This window comes from Enterobacter sp. PTB (assembly GCF_051130085.1).
GTDB lineage: Bacteria > Pseudomonadota > Gammaproteobacteria > Enterobacterales > Enterobacteriaceae > Enterobacter > Enterobacter ludwigii.
In genome coordinates this window covers 118,283-142,026 of sequence record NZ_JBDKEE010000010.1, presented here as the reverse complement: position 1 = coordinate 142,026, position 23,744 = coordinate 118,283, and the positions used below count along the sequence as shown (strand labels likewise).

Sequence of the window (23,744 nt, the reverse complement as noted above, 5' to 3'; positions counted from 1 at the left end):
CCTTACGCCCGGATTGCTGCTGCGCGACGCATGCGCAGCAGCAACATGCCTCCTGCCAGCAGGGTGATAACCTGCGAGACGACCAGCACCGAAAAACCGGAGCTGACTGAACCCACCGATTTCATCACCATCCCCATCAGCAGCGGAATAAACGCCGCGCAAATATTCCCAATCCCGTTGATGATCCCGTAGGCACTGCCAACGGCTTCCCGCACCGCATGATGCTGGATAACCGCCGGAATGGCCGCCCCCTGAAGTCCCCAGAAAATATTGGCCGAGAGCATAAACAGCGCCAGCCAGCCGGGCTGGTGGCTCAGCATCAGCATGACGACGGAACTCGCCGTTAAGATCCCGCCCACCACAAACAGCAGCGGTGCCTTGTCCGGGCGCATTTTGTCGAGCAGCACACCGCCCAGAAACTTTGAGCCAAGACTCAGCAGAAAGGGGATAGCCGCGAGAAAGCCGGTCGCGTGCAGGGAGAAGTGGTGTTCATCGCGCAGCCAGGCCGGAAGCCAGGCGCTGCTGCCCCAGAGATAACTCAGCGTGGCGATTTCAACCAGCAGGATCCAGCCCAGAAGCGGCGTCTGCCAGGCAAGCGTAAAGGTCTGCACAAACCCGGACGTTCGGCGCTTTTCCGTATGTTGAGGGGCCGGCAGGAAACGCCAGATTAACCCTCCACCCAGCGCCAGATTGATCGCCGCGAGGGCATAAAATGAGCCCGCCCAGCCAAGGTGTGCCATCAGCCAGGTGATCAGCGGAAAGCCTACCGCCAGCCCCAGTGAAACGCCCAGCGCGGTAATGGCGTTGGGCTTACCAATTTCCCCGGCGCTAAAGTTATCGCTGATAAAGCGTGTTTTCAGTGAAAAGAGTGGGCCTTCGGCAATGCCCAAAATCAGTCGGGCGATGAGCATGCCCATCAGCGACCCCAGCAGTGGCGAGATGGCGCAGACCACGGCCCATATCGCAATGCTGGTTAACAATCCCTGTCGGTAATGTAATTTGCTTTCGATAACTGGGGTCAATAGTAAAGCGGAAAAACCATAACCCAGCAAAAAGCAGGTCATGAGCATTCCTTGTAACATTCTGTTTTCATTTAGCTGAAAATGTTCGGCAAATTCAGGGTTTAAAATCATCACCGAGATATTTACGCGGTCAACGTAGGAAATAATAATGAGCACCAGAAGTGCCAACGTGCCTTGCCATCTTGCCGTCATTTAATCCGCCTTAATCGTGCTGTCTGTTTATATTTTTTATGAACGTTATTGTCACGTAACTAAAATGATTCACCTGTGAAACTCATTGTTTTAATGAGATAAATTAAATTAAAGTTTCACAGGTGAAACACCAGAGGTATGCGCACATATAATTTTTAAGGAATAAAAATAAAAGAAGTCAATCTCTATTTAAAAAATAAAAGATCATCAAAAAAATGTATTCATTCACGCCTGAATAATGAAAATTTCATATCGCTGCATTTTTTCGTGATCGCTTGCACACTTAGCTAATTAAACCTCTACTGATTAACAAATTCGTCACATTCGCGCTTGACGAAACATTCTTCGCTTTTATATTGACCGTATTAAATAAGAAACAGAGTTTCATATATGAAACAAAAGCCTGGAGGATCGTGATGAGCTGGATAGGCGTATGTGACGCAGAACAAGTACAGGAAGATTTCCCTTTTAGCGGTAACGTCGAGGGCAAAGAGATCGGCGTTTATTTGATTGATGGCGAATATTTCGCGCTGGAAGACGTATGCCCGCACGCTTACGCGCTGCTGAGTCAGGGTTTCGTCGAGGACGGTAAAGTGGAATGTCCGCTGCATGAGGCGGTTTTCGATGTCAAAACCGGCCAGTGCCTGCACGGCCCTGGCGGACGTAACCTCAATCGTTACCCGGTTCGGGTATTTGAAAACCAGATCCAGATTACCTTCGTCGAGGAGACAGTGGCATGAGCGAAAGTCTGAACTTCAACCCGGCGCTGCCGGAAAGCCGTCAGTTTACCCCTCCGGCTGAGGGCGGTAACGGCGCCATCCATAAGCCCGGTGATTACCAGAACCTGATCTGGCAGACCCGCAGCCGCGTACCGGAAAACTGGGAAATCACGCTTATCTCCACGCTGGAAGACCTTTTCGAACAGGGCGCTGAAACCGTGCCGGAACTGGTCAACGGGCTGAACGCGGTACGTATGCACGATCAGCAGGGCGAGCCATGGAGCGATGCCAGCTTCCAGGCTTTCTTACAGGTTAACGGCTACTGAGGGCAATGCGATGACGACTACCGTACAAAACTATCTTGATAAAGGTCTGCGCGGCCTCTGGTACCCGGTGCTGGCCAGCTGGGAAGTTCAGTCTGCGCCCGTGGGGATCACCCGTCTGGGCGAACAGATTGTGGTCTGGCGCAACAAGGATGGCCAGGTGCAGGCGCTGGAAGATCGTTGTCCGCACCGTGGCGCGCGTCTGTCGATGGGCTGGAATCTGGGCGATCGTATCGCCTGCTGGTATCACGGCGTGGAAGTGGCGGGCAACGGCGAAGTGAAGGATGTGCCTGCGGTGGACAAATGTCCGCTGGTCGGCCAGCAGTGTGTGCGCAGCTACAACGTGCAGGAAGTACACGGGGCCATCTTCCTTTGGTTTGGCGTTACCGCCGATCAGCAACCCGACGAACTGAGCTTCCCGGACGAACTGGCTGACACCGACGCCTACAGCAATTTTCTCTGCACCGCCGCGTGGAAATGCAATTACCAGTACGCACTGGAAAATGTGATGGACCCGATGCACGGCACCTATCTGCACTCTTCGTCGCACTCCATGGCGGAAGGGGATCGCAAAGCGGATATGGTTCTGCAGCCGACGAAAACCGGGTTTATCTTCGAGAAAAAAGGCCAGAGCGGCGTCAACTTCGACTGGGTTGAGCTGGGCAACAGCGGCACCTACTGGATGCGTTTGTCCATTCCTTATAAGAAGCGTTTCGGGCCGGGCGGTCACTTCTTCATTGTTGGCATGGTGGTGCCGGAAGATAACGATAACTGCCGCGTCTTCTTCTGGCGTATCCGCCGTGTGCAGGGCTGGCAGCGCGATATGTGGCGTTTCATGTACCGTAACCGTCTGGAAAAACTACACTGGGAAGTCCTTGAGCAGGACCGCGTGGTGCTGGAGAGCATGGCGCCAGATGCACGGGAACATGAATACCTTTACCAGCATGATGTGGGCCTTTCGCGCCTGCGCCGCATGATGCAAAAAGCGGCGAAAGAGCAGCTGGCGGCGCGTGAAGCTCAGCAGGGAGCCGCCTGATGAATGGGCTGCTGAACGGGAAACGCATCGTGGTGACCGGTGCCGCGCGTGGGCTGGGCTTTCATTTCGCGAAAGCCTGCGCAGAGCAGGGCGCAGCGGTGGTGATGTGCGACATCCTTCAGGGCGAGCTGGCTGAAAGCGCGCATGGCTTAAGTGAGAAGGGCTATGCGATTGAATCACACGTTATCGATCTGGCCGATCCGCTCTCCATTTCGCGGGTGTTCAGCACCATTGGCAAACAGGGACCGATCGACGGTCTGGTCAATAACGCGGCGATGGCGACCGGGGTCGGCGGCAAGGACATGCTTGATTACGATCCGGATCTGTGGGATCGGGTGATGAGCGTTAACGTCAAAGGCACCTGGCTGGTTACCCGGGATGCGGTACCGCTGCTGCGCGAAGGGGCAGCCATTGTCAATGTGGCTTCCGATACCGCGCTGTGGGGCGCGCCGCGTCTGATGGCCTACGTAGCCAGCAAGGGCGCCGTGATTGCCATGACCCGTTCAATGGCACGTGAGCTGGGTGAAAAACGCATTCGTATTAACGCCATCGCCCCGGGCTTAACCCGCGTCGAAGCGACGGAATATGTCCCTGCAGAGCGGCATCAGCTTTACGAAAACGGCCGGGCGCTCACCGGGGCGCAGCAGCCGGAAGACGTCACCGGCAGCGTGGTCTGGCTGTTAAGCGATCTGTCGCGGTTTATCACCGGACAGCTGATTCCGGTCAACGGCGGTTTTGTCTTTAACTGAGGTAAAGCAAATATGGCAAGCGATCACGAAGTGAAGTACCTGGTGCCGGGGCTGGAGCGAGGCTTACAGCTGCTGCTGGCTTTTGGCGAGCAGCACCGTGAACTGACCTTTGCCGAGCTGCACAGGCTGGTCGATATGCCGAAAGCCACCGCCTACCGCGTGGTACAAACGCTGGAATACATGGGTTTTCTGGAGCGCAACACGCGAACCAATACCTTCTCGCTTGGCATGAACGTCCTGCGTCTGGGCTTTGAATACATCGCCTCACTGGATGTGGCGCAGGTCGGTCAGCCGGTCATCGAGCAGCTGCGTGACGTCAGCCAGTGCAGCAGTCATCTGGCGATCCGTGACGGGCGCGACATCATCTATATCGCCCGCGTCAGCGCCGCCGGTTCTCGCATCAATCAGGTGAGCATTGGTACCCGTTTGCCGGTGCACTGCACGTCGCTGGGGCGCATGCTGCTGACCGATATTTCGCGAGCCGATTTCGAACAGCTGTTCCCGCACGAGCGTCTGCCGGGCAACACGCCGGGCCAGATCCACGACCGTGAAGCGTTGTGGCAGATGGTGCAGCAGGACAAAGCACGCGGCTATGTGATCGGCGAATCCTTCTTCCGTCATGGCATCTCCTCCATCGTTTATCCGGTGTATGACCGCAGCGGAAGGGTGGCGGCCGTGGTGAGCATTCTGGTGCCTTCGGAGGAGATCCCGCAGACCGATCGCGAGCGCCTGCAAAACGATGTCCGCATGGCGGCGGATAAAATTTCTGGCTTCTTAGGGTATTTGTCACAGGCCAGTTAAATCATCAGGTTAACGCCAGGCGCTTCATTGCGTCGGGCATGTTTTACGCCCAATCTGGGCCAGACGAGGCAACGAACGATGTGTATAACCGGAATTGAAAAGCTGGAATTTGGCGTCGAAAACCTGACGCACTGCGCCAAATTTATGCGTGATTTTGGCCTGACGGGCGATGCCAGCGGCCAGCGTTTTACTACCCTGAGCGGCGCGCGCGTGGAGCTTAATCCTGTCGACAGCCCTGACCTGCCGCCAGCGTTTGAAGCAGGAAATACGTTGCGCCGGATGACCTGGGCAGTCGCCACCCGGGACGATCTGGAGGCGCTGCGCCCGAAGCTTGAGAAGCAGCCCGGTTTTCGTGAGGTGGGCGACGCGCTGGAGTGCCGCGATCCGAACGGCATGACCCTGCGCGTACAGGTCAGCCATCAGGTGCCGGTGGAGCTGAACGTCGAGCCGATTAACCAGTGGGGCGATGCCCGCCGTATCGACACGCCAAGCCCGGTCTACGATCGTGCCCAGCCTATTAACGTGGGCCACGTGGTGTTCTTCGTGGAGGAGCTGGCGGCGGTGGAGACGTTCTACCGTGAGGTGCTTGGGTTTCAGGTGTCTGACCGCTACATCAACCGTGCGGTGTTCCTGCGCTGTGGCGTGCGCGGCGGGCATCACAACCTGTTCCTTCTTCAGCTGCCTAACCGTAAGCGGGGTCTGAACCACGTGGCCTTTACCGTACGCGACATTCACGAGGTGATCGGCGGTGGGATAGCGATGAACAAAAACGCCTGGAGCACCTTTATTGGCCCGGGGCGTCATCCGGTCTCCTCGGCCTATTTCTGGTACGTCAACAGCCCAACCGGCGGGGCGTTTGAATACTACACCAACGATGATTACCTCACCGAAAACTGGCAGCCGCGCGAGCTGGAACATTCGCTGGTGTCGTTCACCGAGTGGGCGGTAGAGGGTGGGATTGACCACGACACGCGCCGTCAGCAGAAAAAGCCGGAGGCGGTATGACCTCGCGCATTGTCATTATTGGCGGCGGTCAGGCAGGTGGCTGGGCGGCGAAAACCCTGCGTGACGAAGGCTTCGACGGCGAGATTTGCGTCGTGGCGGAAGAGGCGTGGGATTTCTACGAACGCCCGCCGCTGTCCAAGGCTGCGTTACTGGAGCCGGACGCGCCGCTACCGCGTCTCTTTCCTGAAGCGGCGCAACAGGCATTGAACCTGACATGGCGCCGGCCGGTGCGCGCGGAATCTCTCGATCGTCACGCGAAAACGGTGCGCTTAAGCAACGGTGAATGCCTTAGTTACAACATTCTTTTAATCGCTACCGGTGGTCGGGCGCGTCTGCCGGGCGACGCGTGGGCGGCCCACCCGCAGGTCTATACCCTGCGCCACTGGCAGGACGCACAGCGGCTGAAGGCGCGCCTGGCAGAGAGTCAAAACCTGGCGATTATCGGCGGAGGCTGGATTGGCCTGGAGATTGCGGCCTCCGCGCGTAAATGTGGCGTCGACGTGACGCTGTTTGAGCAGCAGCCCGCGCTGTGCATGCGTTCGGTGAGTGCCGAGGTATCGCAGCAGCTGGAAACACTTCACCGCGAACAGGGCGTGGATATCCGCACCGGCTGCGGAACGCTGGAGCTGGAAGATAACAATGGTCTGCCGGTCATTCACTGTGACGGCAAGCGTGAAACCTTTGATGCCGTGGTCGTCGGGATCGGTGTTGATCTCAATCTGGAGCTGGCGCGCGATGCGGGTCTGCAGACTGAGCGCGGGATCGTGGTGGACGCTCAGGGGCGAACGTCGGATCCGTTTATTTTTGCTGCCGGTGATGTGGCCCAGCACCATCACTATGGGCTGTGTATTCAGTCGTGGGCCTTTGCCCAGAATCAGGCGGTTGCCACGGCAAAGGCGATGCTCAATCCCGATGCCCCCGGCTATGACGACGCGCCGTGGCTGTGGTCGGATCAATACCAGCACAACATTCAGATCCTCGGTATTCCGCAGGCCGGCTGCACAACCCTTGCCCGGGATAATGCGCTGTTTTTCTCACTGGATGAAAACGGACGGTTGACCCAGCTGGTGGCGTTCAACGATGCGCGTACCGTCAAGCTGGCGAAGCGCTGGATGGCTGCCGGAAGGGATCTGTCCGATGTGCCGCTGGCTGACCCGACTTTTTCACTGATGTCATTGCGATAGCTAACCCGCACCCGTAGGGGGAGACATGACCACATTTGAGACTAACACCGCGCCGGTTGAGGCAAGCGGTGAGGGCACCCGCACGCCCGAAAAAGCGGTGCGCTGGGCCATCCCGCTGTCATTGCTGGCCTGCGTGCTGCTGGCATTTTTCGACAAAATCAGCATTGCGGCGCTCTTTTCCGACAGCCATTTTCAGCAGGCGATGGGCATTGATTTTGACACCACGCGCCTCGGCATTCTGATGAGCGCCTTCCTGCTGAGCTACGGCTTCTCATCGGTCTTTTTAAGCGGACTGGGGGACAAGATTGCACCGCTTCGCCTGCTCACCGGCATGATGGTGGTGTGGTGCGTGCTGATGGTAGCCATGGGGTTTACCCATAACTACACGGTCATGATCGTCCTGCGCATTTTGCTGGGCGTGGCAGAAGGGCCGCTGTTTCCGCTGGCGTTTGCCATTGTGCGGCATAACTTCCCGCAGCATCTGCAGGCGCGAGCCACCATGTTGTGGCTGCTGGGTACCCCGGTAGGCGCGGCGATTGGTTTCCCTCTCTCTATCTGGCTGCTGAATGCCTTCGGCTGGCAGAGCACCTTCTTTGTGATGGCGATGCTCACCGTGCCGGTGCTGGTGTTCGTGCGCATTGGCCTGCGCGGGATCCGTCTGGGTGCCAAACCGGCTGCGGATCGCGAATCACAGGAGGAACGACGTGCCGCGCGGCGCGAGCTGTTTGTCAGTCCGCACTTCTGGATTATCTGCATCTTTAACATCGCGTTTCTCACCTACCTGTGGGGGATCAACGGCTGGCTGCCGGGCTACCTGATTAAAGGGAAAGGCATTCATCTTGAACACGCGGGCTGGCTGTCGTCGATGCCGTTTATCGCCATGCTGGCGGGTGAGGTGATTGGCGCATGGCTTTCTGACCGGGTCGATAAACGCGCGGCGGCCTGCTTTATCTCGATGGCTGGCGCGGGGTTAGGCCTGACGGCGGTCATGCATCTTGATACCCCGCTGGCCGTTATCGCGGCGATGAGCTTTAGCACCTTTATGTGGGGCACCGGTGCGCCGAACATTTTCGCACTGCTGGCGAAGGCTACCCATCCCCGGGTGAGCGCGACGGCGGGCGGTATTTTCAACGGGCTGGGAAACTTTGCGGGCGCGCTGTCGCCGGCGGTGATGGGCGCGTTGATCGCCTTCACCCACAGCATGGATTCCGGGCTGATTTTTCTGGCGGTGATGGCGGCGGTGGGCTGCGTCCTGTTACTGCCGCTGCTGAGACGTTACTGAGGAGAGTGTCATGACTGATTCAACCGTAACTGCAAAACCAGGCATTAAACCTGACCATCTGACCATGGAAGAGTGGGTCGAGTCGCGCATTGCGCGCTTTGAAGGGCGTAAATATGACTGGAACGCGCTGAAGTTCCAGGCCGATTTCGATCCTAAATACCGCCGTGCGCAGATGCGCTACATCGGTACTGGGGCAACGGGTGTGGCAAGCGATACCAATACCGTGCCGGCTGAGCACTTTACCTTCTCCACCATGGTGCTGCCGTCGAAGTGCGAGGGACCATTGCATCTGCATGACGACGTGGAAGAGGTGTTCTTCATGCTTAAAGGGCAGATCACGCTGATGATCCAGGACGGCGATCACTACACCGAAACCGTGCTGCGCGAACGCGATCTGATCTCCGTTCCGCCGGGCATCTATCGCGGTCTGTTCAATCATGGTGAAGAAGAGGCGCTGATGTGCGTGATGCTCGGCACCAACAAGCCGGAAATCCCGACCTATCCGGCCGATCACCCGCTGTCGAAAGTGAAGCGGAACTAAGGGGGCGCGATGACGGGCTTTCGTGAACAGGGAAGCGGCATCCCGCTGATGCTGCTCCACGGCATCAGCTCCGGTGCTGCCTCCTGGCATAAACAGATGGCGCTGAACGGTTTTCGCGTGCTGGCGTGGGACATGCCCGGTTATGGCGAAAGCCCGATGCTGGCGGTTGAGCGCGCCAACGCGGGGGATTACGCCGACGCGCTGGCGGCCATGCTGGATCGCGCGGGCGTCTGGCAGGTCGTTCTGGTCGGGCATTCGCTTGGGGCCCTGGTGGCAAGCGCCTTTGCGGCGAAGTATCCCGAACGCGTACTGCATCTGGTACTGGCCGATGCCGCGCAGGGTTACGGCCAGGCCGAGCCGGCTCAGCGCGAACAGGTCTGGCGTAACCGGGAGCAGCAGATGGCGCTTGGGGGCGAGACCCTGGCGCAAACCCGGGCCGCTAAATTATTACGCCCGGGCGCGCGTGAGGACGATATTGCCACCGTTGCGGCGGGCATGCGCAAACTGCGCCCGGAAGGCTACCTCGCTGCCGCATGGATGCTGGCACATGACGATATTCACGGCTGGCTGAAGCGTTACGCCGGTGACTTTGAAGTCTGGTGCGGCGAGCAGGACGCCATTACCCAGCCTGAGCTGGTTCAGGGGCTGGCGCTACGTTACGGCATGCCGTTTACCGCGATTCCCCTGGCCGGGCACGCCAGCTATCTCGATAACGACGCGTTTTTTAATCAACAGCTTTTACGTATCAACGAAGAGGTGCGCGATGAATGCACAAATTGACGGGCGCGTAGCGGTAGTCACCGGCGGTTCTTCTGGCATTGGTTTTGAAACACTGCGCTTGCTGCTGGGCGAGGGGGCAAAAGTGGCGTTCTGTGGCCGCGACCCGGACCGGCTTGCCAGCGCGCATGCGTCGCTGCAAAACGAATTCCCTGATGGCGAGATTTTCTCTCACCGCTGCGACGTGCTGGACGCAGACCAGGTTCAGACCTTTGCCCAGGCCGTTAAGTCCCGCTTTGGCGGGACAGACTTGCTGATTAATAACGCCGGACAGGGGTATGTGGCGCACTTCAATGACACCCCGCGCGAGGCCTGGCTGCATGAAGCCGAACTGAAACTGTTTGGGGTGATTAACCCCGTGCAGGCTTTTCAGACGCAGCTGGAGCAATCGGACATTGCCTCCATTACCTGCGTGAACTCGCTGCTGGCGCTGCAGCCAGAGGAACACATGATTGCCACCTCCGCAGCACGTGCCGCGCTGCTCAACATGACGCTCACGCTCTCGAAAGAGCTGGTGAGTAAGGGCATCCGCGTGAATTCCATTTTGCTTGGCATGGTGGAATCCGGCCAGTGGCGGCGTCGCTTTGAGAACCGGTCGGATAAAAGTCAGAGTTGGCCGCAGTGGACGGCGGATATCGCCCGCAAACGCGGCATTCCGATGGCGCGTCTCGGTAAGCCGCAGGAGCCTGCGCAGGCTCTGCTGTTCCTCGCGTCGCCGCTGGCTTCGTTTACCACCGGTGCGGCGCTGGACGTTTCCGGCGGCTTCTGCCGTCATCTGTAAGGACACATCATGAAAAAAATCATGTTAATCGGCTACGGTGCCATGGCGCAGGCGGTCATTGAGCGTCTGCCCGAGCAGGTTGCCATCGGCTGGATCGTGGCGCGCGAGACGCATCATGCCGCGATTCGCCAGCAGTTTGGCGATGCGGTGGTGGCACTGACCTCGCCCGCATTATGTACGGATACTCCCGATCTGGTGCTGGAATGTGCCAGCCAGCAGGCGGTGGCGCAGTACGGGGAAGCGATTTTACGCCGTGGATGGCATCTGGCGGTGATCTCCACCGGCGCGCTGGCAGACAGCGCGCTGGAACAGCGTCTGCTTAACGCAGGCGGAAAGCTGACGTTGCTCTCCGGTGCGGTGGCGGGCATTGATGGCCTGGCAGCAGCAAAAGAGGGCGGGCTTGAGAAGGTGACCTACCAGTCGCGTAAAAGCCCGGCCAGCTGGCGCGGCAGCTATGCCGAGCAGCTTATCGATCTTAACGCCGTGTCCGAGGCGCAGATCTTCTTTGAAGGCAGCGCACGTGAAGCTGCACGACTGTTTCCGGCCAACGCCAACGTGGCGGCGACCGTGGCACTTGGCGGCGTGGGGATGGATGATACCCGCGTGCAACTGATGGTGGACCCGGCCACTCAACGCAATACCCACACGCTGCACGTCGAAGGGATGTTTGGCGAGTTCCATCTGGAGCTGAGCGGGCTACCGCTTGCCAGCAACCCCAAAACCTCCACCCTGGCGGCACTCAGCGCGGTTCGCGCCTGCCGTGAACTGACGCAGCGCTGAGGAGCGACGATGGACGATCTTAACATTTTCATTGGCGGCAACTGGCGGCGTGGCGGTGGTAACCTGATGCAGAGCCATTTCCCGGCAGACGGTGCGGTGAACGCCACGCTCCACGCGGCAAGCCTGGACGATCTGCAGGAGGCTATCGACGCCGGAGAGCGCGCGTGGCGCGATCCTGCCTGGCGTAACAGCCTGCCGCATACGCGTGCGAAGATCCTGCATAAGGTGGCGGATCTGATCGAATCCCGCGTCGATGAACTGGCCCGCATGCAGAGTCGCGACAACGGTAAACCGCTGGCGGAAGCGCGGGGGCTGGTGATGAGCGCGGCAGGCACGGCGCGTTATTTTGCCGCTGCCTGCGAGCTGCTGGAAGGTGAACTGCCGACCCCACGCCAGCCTGATGTGCTTACCCTCAGCCGATATGAACCGCTCGGCGTGGTGGCGGCTATCACGCCCTGGAATTCCCCCATTGCCAGCGAAATGCAGAAAGTGGCGCCGGCCATTGCTGCCGGTAACGCGGTGGTTCTCAAACCAGCCGAAGCCACCCCGCTGATGGCGCTGGAGCTGGCGCGTATTTTTGATCAGGCAGGCTTACCCGCCGGGCTGCTGAGCGTGCTGCCGGGCAAAGGCTCGGTGATTGGCGATGCGCTGGCGCGTCACCCGAAAGTGCGAAAAATCTCCTTTACCGGTGGCACCACCACGGGCCGTCATCTGGCGCACGTGGCGGCGGAAAAATTGATCCCGGCCTCGCTGGAACTGGGCGGTAAATCCCCGACCATTGTGCTGGAAGATGCCGACGTTGAGCTGGCTGCGCGCGGGATCTGCTACGGCATTTTCAGCTCGGCGGGTCAGGCCTGTATTGCCGGTTCGCGACTTTTTATCCATGAGCGCCTTTACGCCCCACTGATGGCGAGGCTGCTCGAATTAACGCGCGGCCTGCGGGTCGGGCATCCCTTTACCGACGGCACCCATGTGGGACCGCTGATTAACGACGCGCACCGCCAGAGCGTGCAGGCTTACGTTGAACTGGCAAAGCGTGAAGGGGGCCGCGTGCTGTGTGGCGGGGAGAGTCCTGCCGATCCACTGCTGGCAAACGGCAGTTACTTCCAGCCCACCATCATTGAAGGCCTGACCAACAGCGCGCGCGCCTGTCAGGAGGAGATCTTCGGCCCGGTGCTGGTGGCGATGCCTTTTAGCGATGAAGCCGCGTTGATCCGTGAGGCGAATGACTCCGTTTATGGCCTGGCTGCCGGGATCTGGACGCGGGATACCGGGCGCGCCCTGCGCCTGAGCGAGCAGCTTGAAGCGGGCACGGTGTGGATAAACACCTACAAAGTGTTTGCAATTTCGACCCCGTTCGGGGGCTTTAAAGAGAGCGGTCTGGGCCGCGAAAAGGGCATTCAGGGGCTGAAAGCCTGGATGCAGCAAAAGAGCATTTATCTGGCGACGGGTAATAGCGTCAACCACTGGTGCGACTGAGAAAGGGTGAGTAATGAGCGAAATGATAACCGTCGGCGACGCCATCGCCAGAACGCTGGAGCAGTATCAGGTTGAGGCCATCTACGGCGTCATCTCCATCCACAATTTACCCATCGCCGATGCGGTAGGGCAGCGCGGGAATATTCGCTTTGTGCCCGCACGTGGCGAAGCGGGGTCGGTCACCATGGCCGATGCCCACGGCCGTTTTTCCGGGCTCGGTGTGGCGCTGACCAGTACCGGCGCCGGGGCGGGTAACGCCGTCGGCGCGCTGGTGGAAGCCATGAATGCCTGCACGCCGCTGCTGCACATCACCGGTCAGGTGGAAAAAGCCTGGCTGGATGCCGACACCGGTTTTATCCACGAAACCCGCGACCAGCTGACCTTCCTGAAGGCCAGCTCAAAACGGGCATACCGCATTAGCAATGCAAACCAGGCGATAGCGATCCTTCACAAGGCCATTCAGGAGGCGCAAACTCCGCCGTGCGGGCCGGTCTCCGTGGAGATCCCGATTGATATTCAGGGGGCGAAAATCCCCGTGTCGCTGATCACCGCTCCGGTGAAACCGACGTCGGTTTCTGCGGTTGATACGGCAGTGGTCGACACGCTGTGGGCGCAGCTTAAACAGGCCAGACAGCCGCTGCTGTGGCTGGGGGGCGGAGCGCTCGGTAGCGCTGATGCGGTAAAAAAACTGGCGGATGCGGGAGTGACGGTTATCTCCAGCACCCACGCGCGCGGCGTGCTGCCGGACAGCCATCGCGCCAGCCTGCGGGCGTTTCATAACTCGCCGTCAGTTGAGGCGTTGATTGCCCAGTGCGACTTTACGCTGGTCGCTGGCTCACGCCTGCGCAGCAACGAAACCCGCTCGTGGACGCTTGAATTACCGCATCCCCGCGTCCAGATTGATATCGACCCCGCGGCGGCGAGCCGCAACTATCTGATGGACACAACCCTTGTGGCCGACTGCGCGGCGCTGTTAACCGCGCTGGCGGCTAAAACTCAGGGGCGTGAATGGGGCGATGCACAGTGGGATACACAGGTGCAGCAGGCGCTGGCGAAAGCCGTTGCGGGACTGCGTGAGCAGTGCGGTGCTTATGCGAAGCTCAACGACGCCATCGAGAACGCGCTGCCGCAAGATGGCCTGCTGGTCCGTGATATCACCGTATCCGGAAGCCTGTGGGGCAGCCGTTTGTTCCGCGCCAACGGACCGCTGATGAACATTCACTCGCTGGCAGGCGCCATCGGCATGGGGCTACCGATGGCGATTGGCACGGCGATTGCCAACCCGCAACGCAAAGTGGTGGGGCTGGTGGGCGATGGTGGCGTAAGCCTGAATCTGGGCGAGATGGCAACGCTGGCGCAGGAGAAGGCCAACGTGACGCTGCTGGTGATGAATGACGGCGGTTACGGCGTCATGCGCGGCATTCAGGATAAGTATTTCGGCGGGCGTCAGTATTATAACGAGCTGCATACCCCGGACTTTACGCAGCTGGCGCATGCGATGGGGTTACAGGCGTGGAGCGTCGAACGGGCGGAGGATTTTGACGCGGTGATGAACGAAGCGCTTGCCATGCCAGGACCGTCGGTAGTGGAAGTGCGGATGGGACAGATTGGCGCGCTGAAGTTTGCCGGGCCGCCGCAGAAGACGTTGTACTAAGCGTGTTTACCCTCACTTCCGCCCTCTCCCTTAGGGAGAAGGGCGGGTGAGGGGCTTAATCAGAACACGTTAAACGGGTATTCCACGTACGCGCGGATCTCATCCCCGCCCACGTTATAGTCGCTGGCGTTGCTGGACACGCGCAGGACGGAGTAACGGAGTTTCAGTTTCAGATCTTTAGCCGGGCCGTCCTGCACCTGATACTGGATCTGGTTAAACCACTCATGCTCTTTACCGTTGCTGGTTTCAGAGGTCTTGATATTGTCGCCACGCACGTAAGCTGTGGTCCAGCTCAGGCCCGGTAAACCCAGACCGCCGAAGTCCAGTGCGTAAGAAGCCTGCCATGAGCGCTCATCTTCGCCGTTGAAATCAGACCAGTAAGAGTTCGCCAGCCAGATGGTATTGCCGCCGTCACCTACGCCACCCTGATCGCGATAGCTGCCATAGTGATAGCCGGTGCTGCCGCTGCTCTGCTGATACGCCACCTTGAAGGTATGAATATCCCAGATGTAGCTTGCCGCCAGGCTCCAGATGCTATTGCTGCGTCCGGTATCAAGGCTGTCTGCGTAGCGCTGATCCAGGCGTGAGTTATAGCCGTTGAAATCGAGCACCAGCTGTTGCCCGGTGCTGAACGGCTGTTTGAAGTTCATTCCCAGGTACTGCTTGTTCATCACCTCTTCCACATGAGAGGCATACAGCGCACCGCTGAACTGGTCGTTGAACTGGTAGCTCGCACCGCCGAAGGAGAGGCTCTTCAGGCCGCTGTCGTGACGGTCGTCACTTTTGCGCTGCTCATCGGTGAAGTAACCGGCGTTCACTTCCAGACCCGCGATCTCTTTTGAGGTCAGCATGGTGCCGGTAAAGCTTTCAAACAGCAGACGGGAATTGTCGGCATTAACAATCGGTAATTCCGGACGCTGGTTACCGTAGCTCAGCACGGTATTGGAAATACGCATTTTTGCTGTGGCGCCAAATTTCGCCAGATCGGATTTAGCCCGGCCATCGTCTTCCTGTTTAAAGAAGTCAATGCCGCCCGCGCCGCTCTTTCCACGACCGCCGTCCAGACGCACGCCATACTGGGCAATGCCGTCCACACCAAAGCCAACCAGCCCTTCGGTATAGCCGGATTCAAACGTGGCAACGATACCCTGACCCCATTCGGCTTTGTCCTGCTGGCCCTGATGATAATCACGGCTGATATACGCATTGCGTAAAAACAGATCTAAATGGCTGTCGTCAACAAACCCTTTGCTGTCGGATTGCTGGCTTGCAACGGCGGGTAATGCGGCGAATAAACTTAACGCAATTAATGATAATTCTTTTTTCACGGAGGGAACGTCTCTGTCTTAATATTGTAAATTGAATTACTGCGAGCTCGATAATTACCCGAATGGTAAATGATTGCAATAATTATGTGACGAGACGTTTCAGGGCAATAAGCCAGTGTTTGCGCGGCTTAGAAAGGTACTCAAGCGCTATTACCGATATGTGCGGTTAAATTAACAATTCATGCGAAATAAAAAGGAGGCAAATATGCCTCCTTTCGAATTATTTAATTCCGTCTGCGGCCATACGGTCGCGAATATGCTGTGCGCGCTCTTCTGACGCCGGGTGGTCATCAAACATAGAACTCTGGCGACCGGCTTCCAGTTTGGCCAGTTTTTCGAAGCTGGTGGCTAAACCTGATGGATTAATGCCGCGTTTGCGCAACAGATCGTAGGAGTAGTCATCCGCTTCGGATTCCTGACGCTGCGAGAACTGAGAGTTAACCAGCTTTTCACCCACATCGCCAAGCTGCGACTGTGACAGGCTGCCGACGATACCGCCCGTAGACGCCGCCGCGGCGCGGATGGCGTTAGTGCCTAACGCAACCTGCATGCCTTTCTTCACGTGGCCAAGTGCAACGTGGCCCATTTCATGGCCGATAACCGCTTCAACTTCGTTGTCGGTCATCATATCCATCAGCCCGCTGTAAACGCGGATGCAGCCGTTCGCCATCGCGAAGGCGTTTACATCTTTGGCCATGTACACCTTATAGTTCACCGGCTGGCCATTAATGTTATCACCCAGCGCGGAGGCTATCTTATTCAGACGCTGCGTGTAGGTACTATTGGCCGGGGCAAGCGTGGCTTTTCCGTCCATATCTTTACAGGCCTGGTCGCTCAGCGCTTTAACCTGTGCGTCGCTCAGGGAGTAGGCCTGAAAGGCTTCTGCGCCTGAGGACATCAGGCCGTTAGAATCCATATTCTGACAGCCGCTCAGCAGGAGCGTTGTACCCAGGGCCAGCACTATTGCACGCATTTTCATGATGTCGCTTCCGTACTCGTTAATCTGAATAAAATCTGAAAAGTGCACCGGCAACGAAGCCGGGGTCGGGCTAAGTATAAGGAATATCTACGGGGCCGGGCGAGCAGATTGCGCAACATGCGAGCATGATCCAGAGATTTCTTAAGCTGCAAAAGAATGCTCCATGTACATGACATGCCGCTTGGGTTACATTGTTGGCACTTTTTTCCGGCGTAGCCCAAAACGCGCTGTCGTCAAGGGCATGGCCTTTAACAGTCCGATCTGGAGTTAAAATGTCCTCACGTAAAGAGCTTGCTAATGCTATTCGTGCGCTGAGCATGGACGCAGTACAGAAAGCCAAATCCGGCCACCCGGGCGCCCCTATGGGGATGGCTGATATCGCCGAAGTCCTGTGGCGCGATTTCCTGAACCACAACCCGCAGAACCCTTCCTGGGCTGACCGCGACCGTTTCGTGCTGTCTAATGGCCACGGCTCAATGCTGATCTATAGCCTGTTGCACCTCACTGGCTACGATCTGCCAATTGAAGAGCTGAAAAACTTCCGCCAGCTGCACTCCAAAACGCCAGGTCACCCGGAAGTGGGTTACACCGCAGGTGTAGAAACCACCACCGGCCCGCTGGGTCAGGGTATTGCTAACGCGGTGGGTATGGCGATTGCCGAGAAAACCCTGGCCGCGCAGTTCAACCGTCCAGGCCATGACATTGTTGACCACTTCACCTACGCATTCATGGGCGACGGCTGCATGATGGAAGGCATTTCTCACGAAGTGTGCTCCCTGGCAGGTACCCTGAAGCTGGGCAAACTGGTTGCGTTCTATGACGACAACGGCATCTCCATCGACGGTCACGTTGAAGGCTGGTTCACTGACGACACCGCGAAGCGTTTCGAAGCTTACGGCTGGCACGTTGTGCGTGGCGTTGACGGTCACGATGCTGACTCGATTAAACGTGCAGTAGAAGAAGCGCGCGCTGTGACGGACAAGCCGTCACTGCTGATGTGCAAAACCATCATTGGTTTCGGTTCTCCGAACAAAGCGGGTACCCACGATTCCCACGGTGCGCCACTGGGCGACGCGGAAATCGCTCTGACGCGCGAAGCGCTGGGCTGGAAATATCCTGCTTTCGAAATCCCATCTGAAATTTACGCGCAGTGGGATGCTAAAGAAGTGGGTCAGGCGAAAGAATCCGCATGGAACGAGAAGTTCGCTGCCTATGCGAAAGCCTTCCCACAGGAAGCGGCTGAATTTACCCGTCGTATGAAGGGTGACATGCCGTCTGACTTCGACGCCAAAGCGAACGAGTTCATTGCTAAACTGCAGGCGAACCCATCCAAAATCGCCAGCCGTAAAGCCTCTCAGAATGCGATTGAAGCGTTCGGTCCGCTGCTGCCAGAATTCCTGGGCGGCTCCGCTGACCTGGCGCCATCTAACCTGACAATCTGGTCTGGTTCTAAAGCAATCAACGAAGACACTGCCGGTAACTACATCCACTACGGTGTGCGTGAATTCGGTATGACCGCGATTGCGAACGGTATCTCCCTGCACGGTGGTTTCCTGCCGTACACCTCTACCTTCCTGATGTTTGTCGAGTACGCGCGTAACGCCGTGCGTATGGCTGCGCTGATGAAACAGCGTCAGGTGATGGTCTACACCCACGACTCCATCGGTCTGGGCGAAGATGGTCCAACTCACCAGCCGGTAGAGCAGGTGGCTTCCCTGCGCGTGACGCCAAACATGAGCACATGGCGTCCATGTGACCAGGTTGAGTCCGCCGTGGCGTGGAAATACGGTGTTGAGCGTCAGGACGGTCCAACCGCACTGATCCTCTCCCGTCAGAACCTGGCACAGCAGGAGCGTACTCCAGAGCAGCTGGCGAACATCGCCCGTGGTGGTTACGTGCTGAAAGATTGCGCGGGTCAGCCAGAGCTGATCTTCATCGCGACCGGTTCTGAAGTTGAGCTGGCTGTTGCCGCATGGGAAAAACTGTCTGCCGAAGGCGTTAAAGCGCGCGTGGTTTCCATGCCGTCTACCGATGCGTTCGACAAGCAGGATGACGCCTACCGCGAATCCGTACTGCCTAAAGCCGTTACCGCGCGCGTGGCAGTAGAAGCGGGTATCGCTGACTACTGGTTCAAATATGTGGGCCTGAACGGTGCAATCGTCGGCATGACCACCTTTGGTGAATCTGCTCCGGCAGAGCTGCTGTTCGAAGAGTTCGGCTTCACCGTTGAAAACGTTGTCGCGAAAGCAAAAGAACTGCTGTAATCGTTTGTAGGGTAGGGGCGCGAGCCCCTGTCCGTGCTCCCACTGAGAAGAGGGCGCAAACACCCTAAACGGTAACCTTTGGGTTACCGTTTTGTTTTTTTCACGCAATCCGCCTTATATGTCCACTATTCCTCAAACATGTAACGTTCCTGTGAATTATTCCATCCAAAATGTGACGCAAGTCATATAGCGCGCTTATTGCTCTGGACAGACATTCCTTTTATTCCCTGATTCGCTTATTCTAGCTGAAGCGTTTCAGTCGATTAAATGTTCGACAATTGACCAATCAATCGCAGTTTGTGACAGCAAGGATTCCCCTTCGGGCGTAGCTGGATTACTCTTTCAGCCACCTCAAACTCAGGGATAGCTTTGCAGGAGATCTATGACCGTACGCGTAGCGATTAATGGCTTCGGTCGCATCGGGCGTAACGTGGTTCGTGCTTTATATGAATCCGGGCGTCGGGCGGAAATAACCGTGGTGGCTATCAACGAACTGGCGGATGCTGCGGGCATGGCGCATTTGTTGAAATATGACACCAGCCACGGACGCTTTGCCTGGGATGTTCGCCAGGAAAGAGATCAGCTGTTTGTCGGCGACGATGCCATCCGCGTGCTGCATGAGAGCAGTATTGCCGGGCTACCGTGGCGTGAACTGGGTGTGGATATCGTACTTGACTGTACTGGCGTATACGGTAACCGCGAGCATGGCGAAGCGCATCTGACAGCAGGTGCGAAAAAAGTCCTGTTTTCCCATCCTGGCAGCAACGACCTCGACGCGACCGTCGTATTTGGCGTGAATCAGCATGAGCTGCAAGCCGAACACCGCATTGTTTCCAACGCCTCCTGCACCACCAACTGCATTATTCCGGTCATCAAACTGTTAGACGATGCGTATGGCATTGAATCCGGCACCGTAACCACGATTCATTCAGCGATGCACGATCAGCAGGTGATTGACGCCTACCATCCGGACTTACGACGCACGCGAGCCGCGAGCCAGTCAATCATTCCGGTGGACACAAAACTGGCGGCAGGTATCACCCGTTTTTTCCCGCAGTTTAACGATCGTTTTGAAGCAATTGCCGTACGTGTACCGACGATTAACGTCACCGCAATTGACCTGAGCGTGACGGTGAAAAAACCGGTAAAAGCCTGTGAAGTCAACCTGTTGCTGCAAAAAGCGGCACAGGGGGCATTTCATGGTATAGTTGACTATACGGAATTACCGTTGGTCTCAGTAGATTTTAACCACGACCCGCACAGCGCCATTGTCGATGGCACTCAAACGCGCGTCAGTGGCGCACACCTTATCAAGACGCTGGTCTGGTGTGATAACGAATGGGGCTTTGCTAACCGAATGCTCGACACCACGTTAGCAATGGCCGCTCAAGGTTTCAGGTAAGACGCATCGTGCGTCTGCAAAACTTTAAGAATCAACGAGAGGATTCACCATGTCTGTAATTAAGATGACCGATCTGGATCTGGCTGGTAAACGCGTTTTCATCCGTGCTGATCTGAACGTACCGGTTAAAGATGGCAAAGTGACCAGCGACGCGCGTATCCGTGCATCTCTGCCAACCATCGAACTGGCTCTGAAGCAGGGCGCTAAAGTGATGGTGACCTCCCACCTGGGTCGTCCAACTGAAGGCGAGTACAATGAAGAGTTCTCTCTGCTGCCAGTTGTTAATTACCTGAAAGACAAACTGTCCAACCCGGTTCGCCTGGTAAAAGATTACCTGGACGGCGTAGACATCGCTGCCGGTGAACTGGTTGTTCTGGAAAACGTTCGCTTCAACAAAGGCGAAAAGAAAGACGACGAAGCGCTGTCCAAAAAATACGCTGCACTGTGTGACGTATTCGTGATGGACGCTTTCGGTACTGCTCACCGTGCGCAGGCTTCAACCCACGGTATCGGTAAATTCGCAGACGTTGCGTGTGCCGGTCCTCTGCTGGCTGCTGAGCTGGACGCACTGGGTAAAGCGCTGAAAGAACCTGCTCGTCCAATGGTTGCAATCGTTGGTGGTTCTAAAGTTTCTACCAAACTGACCGTACTGGATTCGCTGTCTAAAATCGCTGACCAGCTGATCGTTGGCGGTGGTATCGCGAACACCTTCGTGGCGGCACAAGGCCATAACGTCGGTAAATCCCTGTACGAAGCGGATCTGGTTGACGAAGCAAAACGTCTGCTGACCACCTGCGATATCCCGGTTCCAACGGATGTTCGCGTCGCGACTGAGTTCTCTGAAACAGCGACAGCGACCCTGAAATCTGTTAACGACATCAAAGATGATGAGCAGATTCTGGACCTGGGCGACGTTTCTGCACAGAAACTGGCTGAAATCCTGAAAAACGCAAAAACTATCCTGTGGAATGGTCCTGTTGGCGTGTTCGAATTCCCGAACTTCCGCAAAGGTACTGAAATCGTTGCTAACGCTATCGCAGACAGCGAAGCGTTCTCTATCGCAGGCGGCGGTGATACGCTGGCAGCAATCGACCTGTTCGGTATTTCTGACAAGATCTCCTACATCTCCACTGGTGGCGGCGCATTCCTCGAGTTCGTGGAAGGCAAAGTACTGCCAGCAGTAGCAATGCTCGAAGAGCGCGCTAAGAAGTAAGCCATTCAAGGGCAGGGAAACCTGCCCAATTTTCAGCGCGCTTTAAGAGCTCGCACCTTTTCTAACGGCCGAAGATACAGGACTAAGCAACATGTCTAAAATTTTTGATTTCGTAAAACCTGGCGTGATCACTGGTGATGACGTTCAGAAAGTGTTCCAGGTAGCTAAAGAAAACAACTTCGCTCTGCCAGCAGTTAACTGCGTTGGTACCGACTCCATTAACGCCGTACTGGAAGCTGCTGCAAAAGTTAAAGCACCGGTTATCGTTCAGTTCTCTAACGGTGGCGCAGCATTCATCGCTGGTAAAGGCGTGAAAACTGACGTTCCTCAGGGCGCGGCAATCCTGGGCGCAATCTCTGGTGCGCACCATGTACACCAGATGGCTGAACACTACGGTGTTCCGGTTATCCTGCACACTGACCACTGCGCGAAGAAACTGCTGCCGTGGATCGACGGTCTGCTGGACGCGGGCGAAAAACACTTCGCAGCGACCGGTAAGCCACTGTTCTCTTCTCACATGATCGACCTGTCTGAAGAGTCCCTGCACGAAAACATCGAAATCTGCTCTAAGTACCTGGCGCGCATGGCCAAAATGGACATGACCCTGGAAATCGAACTGGGTTGCACCGGTGGTGAAGAAGACGGCGTGGACAACAGCCACATGGACGCTTCTGCACTGTACACCCAGCCAGAAGACGTTGATTACGCTTACACCGAGCTGAGCAAAATCAGCCCACGCTTCACCATCGCAGCGTCCTTCGGTAACGTACACGGCGTTTACAAACCAGGTAACGTGGTTCTGACCCCAACTATCCTGCGTGATTCTCAGGAATACGTTTCTAAGAAACACAACCTGCCGCACAACAGCCTGAACTTCGTCTTCCACGGCGGTTCCGGTTCTTCTGCTCAGGAAATCAAAGACTCCGTAAGCTACGGCGTAGTGAAAATGAACATCGATACCGACACCCAGTGGGCAACATGGGACGGTATCCTGCAGTACTACAAAACGAACGAAGCTTACCTGCAGGGCCAGCTGGGCAACCCGAAAGGCGAAGACCAGCCGAACAAGAAATACTACGATCCACGTGTATGGCTGCGTGCTGCGCAGACTTCCATGGTGGCGCGTCTGGAGCAGGCTTTCAAAGAACTGAACGCGGTTGACGTTCTGTAATTTAAGCTCCTCATAGCATCAGAAGGCCCGCGAATGCGGGCCTTTTTTTATGTTTTTTCAATGGTCTGCCCGGCCCGTTTATGTGATCTGTTTGGCAAAACCGGTCCTTTTTGTTTACCCTTTACTGACCTGCCTGTCTCCATGGGGGATGGATTTTGTGTTTTTGGGATAACAAAAGGAAGACTAAATGGAACAACTCGATGTTGTAGACAGCATCAATAATGCCGGTAACTGGCTGGTGCGCAACCAGGCGCTGCTGTTGAGCTATGCCGTTAACATCGTCGCGGCGATTGCCATCATCATTGTCGGGATGATCGTGGCGCGTATCGTATCAAACGCCGTAAACCGCGTGATGCTGGCGCGTCACATTGACGCTACTGTGGCTGACTTCCTCTCTGCACTGGTGCGCTACGGTATTATTGCCTTTACGCTGATTGCTGCACTGGGGCGTGTTGGCGTACAGACTGCCTCGGTGATTGCTGTTCTCGGTGCCGCCGGTCTGGCCATTGGTCTGGCACTGCAGGGGTCGCTCTCGAACCTGGCAGCGGGTGTGTTGCTGGTAACCTTCCGTCCGTTCCGCTCTGGCGAGTACGTTGACCTGGGCGGTATTGCCGGCACCGTACTGCAGGTGCAGATTTTCTCAACCACCCTGCGAACTGTGGATGGCCGTATCGTGGTGGTACCGAACGGGAAAATTATCGCGGGCAACATCATTAACTTCTCCCGCGAGCCGGTGCGTCGTAACGAGCTGATTATCAGCGTGGCGTATGACTCTGATATCGATCAGGTGAAATCGCTGATCGCCAATATCATTGCCTCCGACGATCGTATTTTGAAAGATAAAGAGCAGACCGTTCGCCTGAACGAGTTGGGGGCATCCTCCATCAACTTTGTCGTGCGCATCTGGAGCAAAAGCAGCGATCTGCAAAACGTTTACTGGGATGTTCTGGAACGTATCAAACGTGATTTTGATGCCAACGGGATCAGCTTCCCGTATCCACAGATGGACGTGAACCTTAAACGCGAAAAAGAAGCCGAGTAATCCTCTTCCTCAGCAGGCCC

22 protein-coding genes are annotated in these 23,744 nt (G+C 56.9%); 19 read left to right on the top strand and 3 right to left on the bottom strand.

Features of this window, described 5'->3' with window-relative positions:
• Positions 1-2: 2 nt before the first annotated feature.
• A complete protein-coding gene (locus tag AAIR21_RS14505) occupies positions 3-1,214 on the bottom strand; it encodes an MFS transporter (protein WP_020883701.1) in 1,212 nt (403 codons plus the stop codon).
• 416 nt (positions 1,215-1,630) lie between these two features.
• Between AAIR21_RS14505 and AAIR21_RS14500 the strand changes: the two genes are divergently transcribed.
• The 14 genes from AAIR21_RS14500 to AAIR21_RS14435 all read left to right on the top strand — a co-directional run bounded on the left by AAIR21_RS14500 (position 1,631) and on the right by AAIR21_RS14435 (position 14,325).
• Positions 1,631-1,954 (top strand): Rieske (2Fe-2S) protein, encoded by a 324-nt coding sequence (locus tag AAIR21_RS14500; RefSeq protein ID WP_020883702.1) that lies wholly within the window; start codon positions 1,631-1,633, stop codon positions 1,952-1,954.
• Complete coding sequence (locus tag AAIR21_RS14495; protein ID WP_014171555.1) at positions 1,951-2,259, top strand: recombinase-like helix-turn-helix domain-containing protein; 309 nt, start codon at positions 1,951-1,953, stop codon at positions 2,257-2,259. The genes AAIR21_RS14500 and AAIR21_RS14495 overlap by 4 nt, the downstream gene beginning before the upstream one ends.
• A gap of 10 nt (positions 2,260-2,269) precedes the next feature.
• Positions 2,270-3,292 (top strand): aromatic ring-hydroxylating oxygenase subunit alpha, encoded by a 1,023-nt coding sequence (locus tag AAIR21_RS14490; protein ID WP_020883703.1) that lies wholly within the window; start codon positions 2,270-2,272, stop codon positions 3,290-3,292.
• Complete coding sequence (locus AAIR21_RS14485; RefSeq protein ID WP_032678944.1) at positions 3,292-4,041, top strand: SDR family oxidoreductase; 750 nt, start codon at positions 3,292-3,294, stop codon at positions 4,039-4,041. The genes AAIR21_RS14490 and AAIR21_RS14485 overlap by 1 nt, the downstream gene beginning before the upstream one ends.
• Positions 4,042-4,053: 12 nt before the next feature.
• The gene (locus AAIR21_RS14480) at positions 4,054-4,842 is read left to right on the top strand and encodes an IclR family transcriptional regulator (protein WP_020883705.1); all 789 of its coding nucleotides are present in this window, start codon (positions 4,054-4,056) and stop codon (positions 4,840-4,842) included.
• A 78-nt stretch (positions 4,843-4,920) separates the two neighbouring features.
• Positions 4,921-5,847, top strand: a complete 927-nt coding sequence (locus AAIR21_RS14475) for a VOC family protein (RefSeq protein WP_040018853.1) — start codon at positions 4,921-4,923, stop codon at positions 5,845-5,847.
• On the top strand, positions 5,844-7,031 hold the full coding sequence (locus AAIR21_RS14470; protein WP_183516708.1) for an NAD(P)/FAD-dependent oxidoreductase: 1,188 nt from the start codon (positions 5,844-5,846) through the stop codon (positions 7,029-7,031). The genes AAIR21_RS14475 and AAIR21_RS14470 overlap by 4 nt, the downstream gene beginning before the upstream one ends.
• 25 nt (positions 7,032-7,056) lie before the next feature.
• Entirely contained in the window at positions 7,057-8,313 is a 1,257-nt protein-coding gene (locus tag AAIR21_RS14465; RefSeq protein WP_183516707.1) for an MFS transporter, read from the top strand.
• 10 nt (positions 8,314-8,323) lie between these two features.
• Positions 8,324-8,854 (top strand): cupin domain-containing protein, encoded by a 531-nt coding sequence (locus AAIR21_RS14460; RefSeq protein ID WP_014171547.1) that lies wholly within the window; start codon positions 8,324-8,326, stop codon positions 8,852-8,854.
• A gap of 9 nt (positions 8,855-8,863) precedes the next feature.
• Positions 8,864-9,634: an alpha/beta fold hydrolase gene (locus AAIR21_RS14455; RefSeq protein ID WP_183516706.1), complete on the top strand. Its 771-nt coding sequence runs from the start codon at positions 8,864-8,866 to the stop codon at positions 9,632-9,634.
• A complete protein-coding gene (locus tag AAIR21_RS14450) occupies positions 9,618-10,412 on the top strand; it encodes an SDR family oxidoreductase (protein WP_183516705.1) in 795 nt (264 codons plus the stop codon). Before AAIR21_RS14455 ends, AAIR21_RS14450 begins: the two co-directional genes overlap by 17 nt.
• Positions 10,413-10,421: 9 nt before the next feature.
• Positions 10,422-11,192, top strand: coding sequence for an aspartate dehydrogenase (locus tag AAIR21_RS14445; RefSeq protein ID WP_020883712.1), 771 nt, complete (start codon positions 10,422-10,424; stop codon positions 11,190-11,192).
• 9 nt (positions 11,193-11,201) lie between these two features.
• Positions 11,202-12,671: an aldehyde dehydrogenase gene (locus AAIR21_RS14440; protein ID WP_183516704.1), complete on the top strand. Its 1,470-nt coding sequence runs from the start codon at positions 11,202-11,204 to the stop codon at positions 12,669-12,671.
• A 13-nt stretch (positions 12,672-12,684) separates the two neighbouring features.
• A complete protein-coding gene (locus AAIR21_RS14435) occupies positions 12,685-14,325 on the top strand; it encodes a thiamine pyrophosphate-binding protein (protein ID WP_183516703.1) in 1,641 nt (546 codons plus the stop codon).
• A 59-nt stretch (positions 14,326-14,384) separates the two neighbouring features.
• On the opposite strand, the gene AAIR21_RS14430 is transcribed toward AAIR21_RS14435, so the two are convergent.
• Together AAIR21_RS14430 and AAIR21_RS14425 are read right to left on the bottom strand one after the other, a co-directional pair.
• Positions 14,385-15,653, bottom strand: a complete 1,269-nt coding sequence (locus tag AAIR21_RS14430; RefSeq protein WP_020883713.1) for an OprD family outer membrane porin — start codon at positions 15,651-15,653, stop codon at positions 14,385-14,387.
• Positions 15,654-15,873: 220 nt separating this feature from the next.
• The gene (locus tag AAIR21_RS14425; protein WP_020883714.1) at positions 15,874-16,632 is read right to left on the bottom strand and encodes a M48 family metallopeptidase; all 759 of its coding nucleotides are present in this window, start codon (positions 16,630-16,632) and stop codon (positions 15,874-15,876) included.
• Positions 16,633-16,904: 272 nt separating this feature from the next.
• Here AAIR21_RS14425 and tkt point away from each other — a divergent pair, with 272 nt between their 5' ends.
• From tkt to mscS, 5 genes are all read left to right on the top strand, one after another.
• On the top strand, positions 16,905-18,896 hold the full coding sequence (gene tkt, locus AAIR21_RS14420) for a transketolase (protein ID WP_183516702.1): 1,992 nt from the start codon (positions 16,905-16,907) through the stop codon (positions 18,894-18,896).
• A 382-nt stretch (positions 18,897-19,278) separates the two neighbouring features.
• Positions 19,279-20,298, top strand: coding sequence for an erythrose-4-phosphate dehydrogenase (gene epd / locus AAIR21_RS14415; protein ID WP_014171537.1), 1,020 nt, complete (start codon positions 19,279-19,281; stop codon positions 20,296-20,298).
• A gap of 49 nt (positions 20,299-20,347) precedes the next feature.
• Positions 20,348-21,511, top strand: a complete 1,164-nt coding sequence (gene pgk, locus AAIR21_RS14410) for a phosphoglycerate kinase (RefSeq protein ID WP_014171536.1) — start codon at positions 20,348-20,350, stop codon at positions 21,509-21,511.
• A gap of 91 nt (positions 21,512-21,602) precedes the next feature.
• Positions 21,603-22,682 (top strand): class II fructose-bisphosphate aldolase, encoded by a 1,080-nt coding sequence (fbaA, locus tag AAIR21_RS14405; RefSeq protein ID WP_014171535.1) that lies wholly within the window; start codon positions 21,603-21,605, stop codon positions 22,680-22,682.
• Between the two features lie 187 nt (positions 22,683-22,869).
• The gene (mscS, locus tag AAIR21_RS14400; protein WP_014171534.1) at positions 22,870-23,724 is read left to right on the top strand and encodes a small-conductance mechanosensitive channel MscS; all 855 of its coding nucleotides are present in this window, start codon (positions 22,870-22,872) and stop codon (positions 23,722-23,724) included.
• Positions 23,725-23,744: the final 20 nt, after the last annotated feature.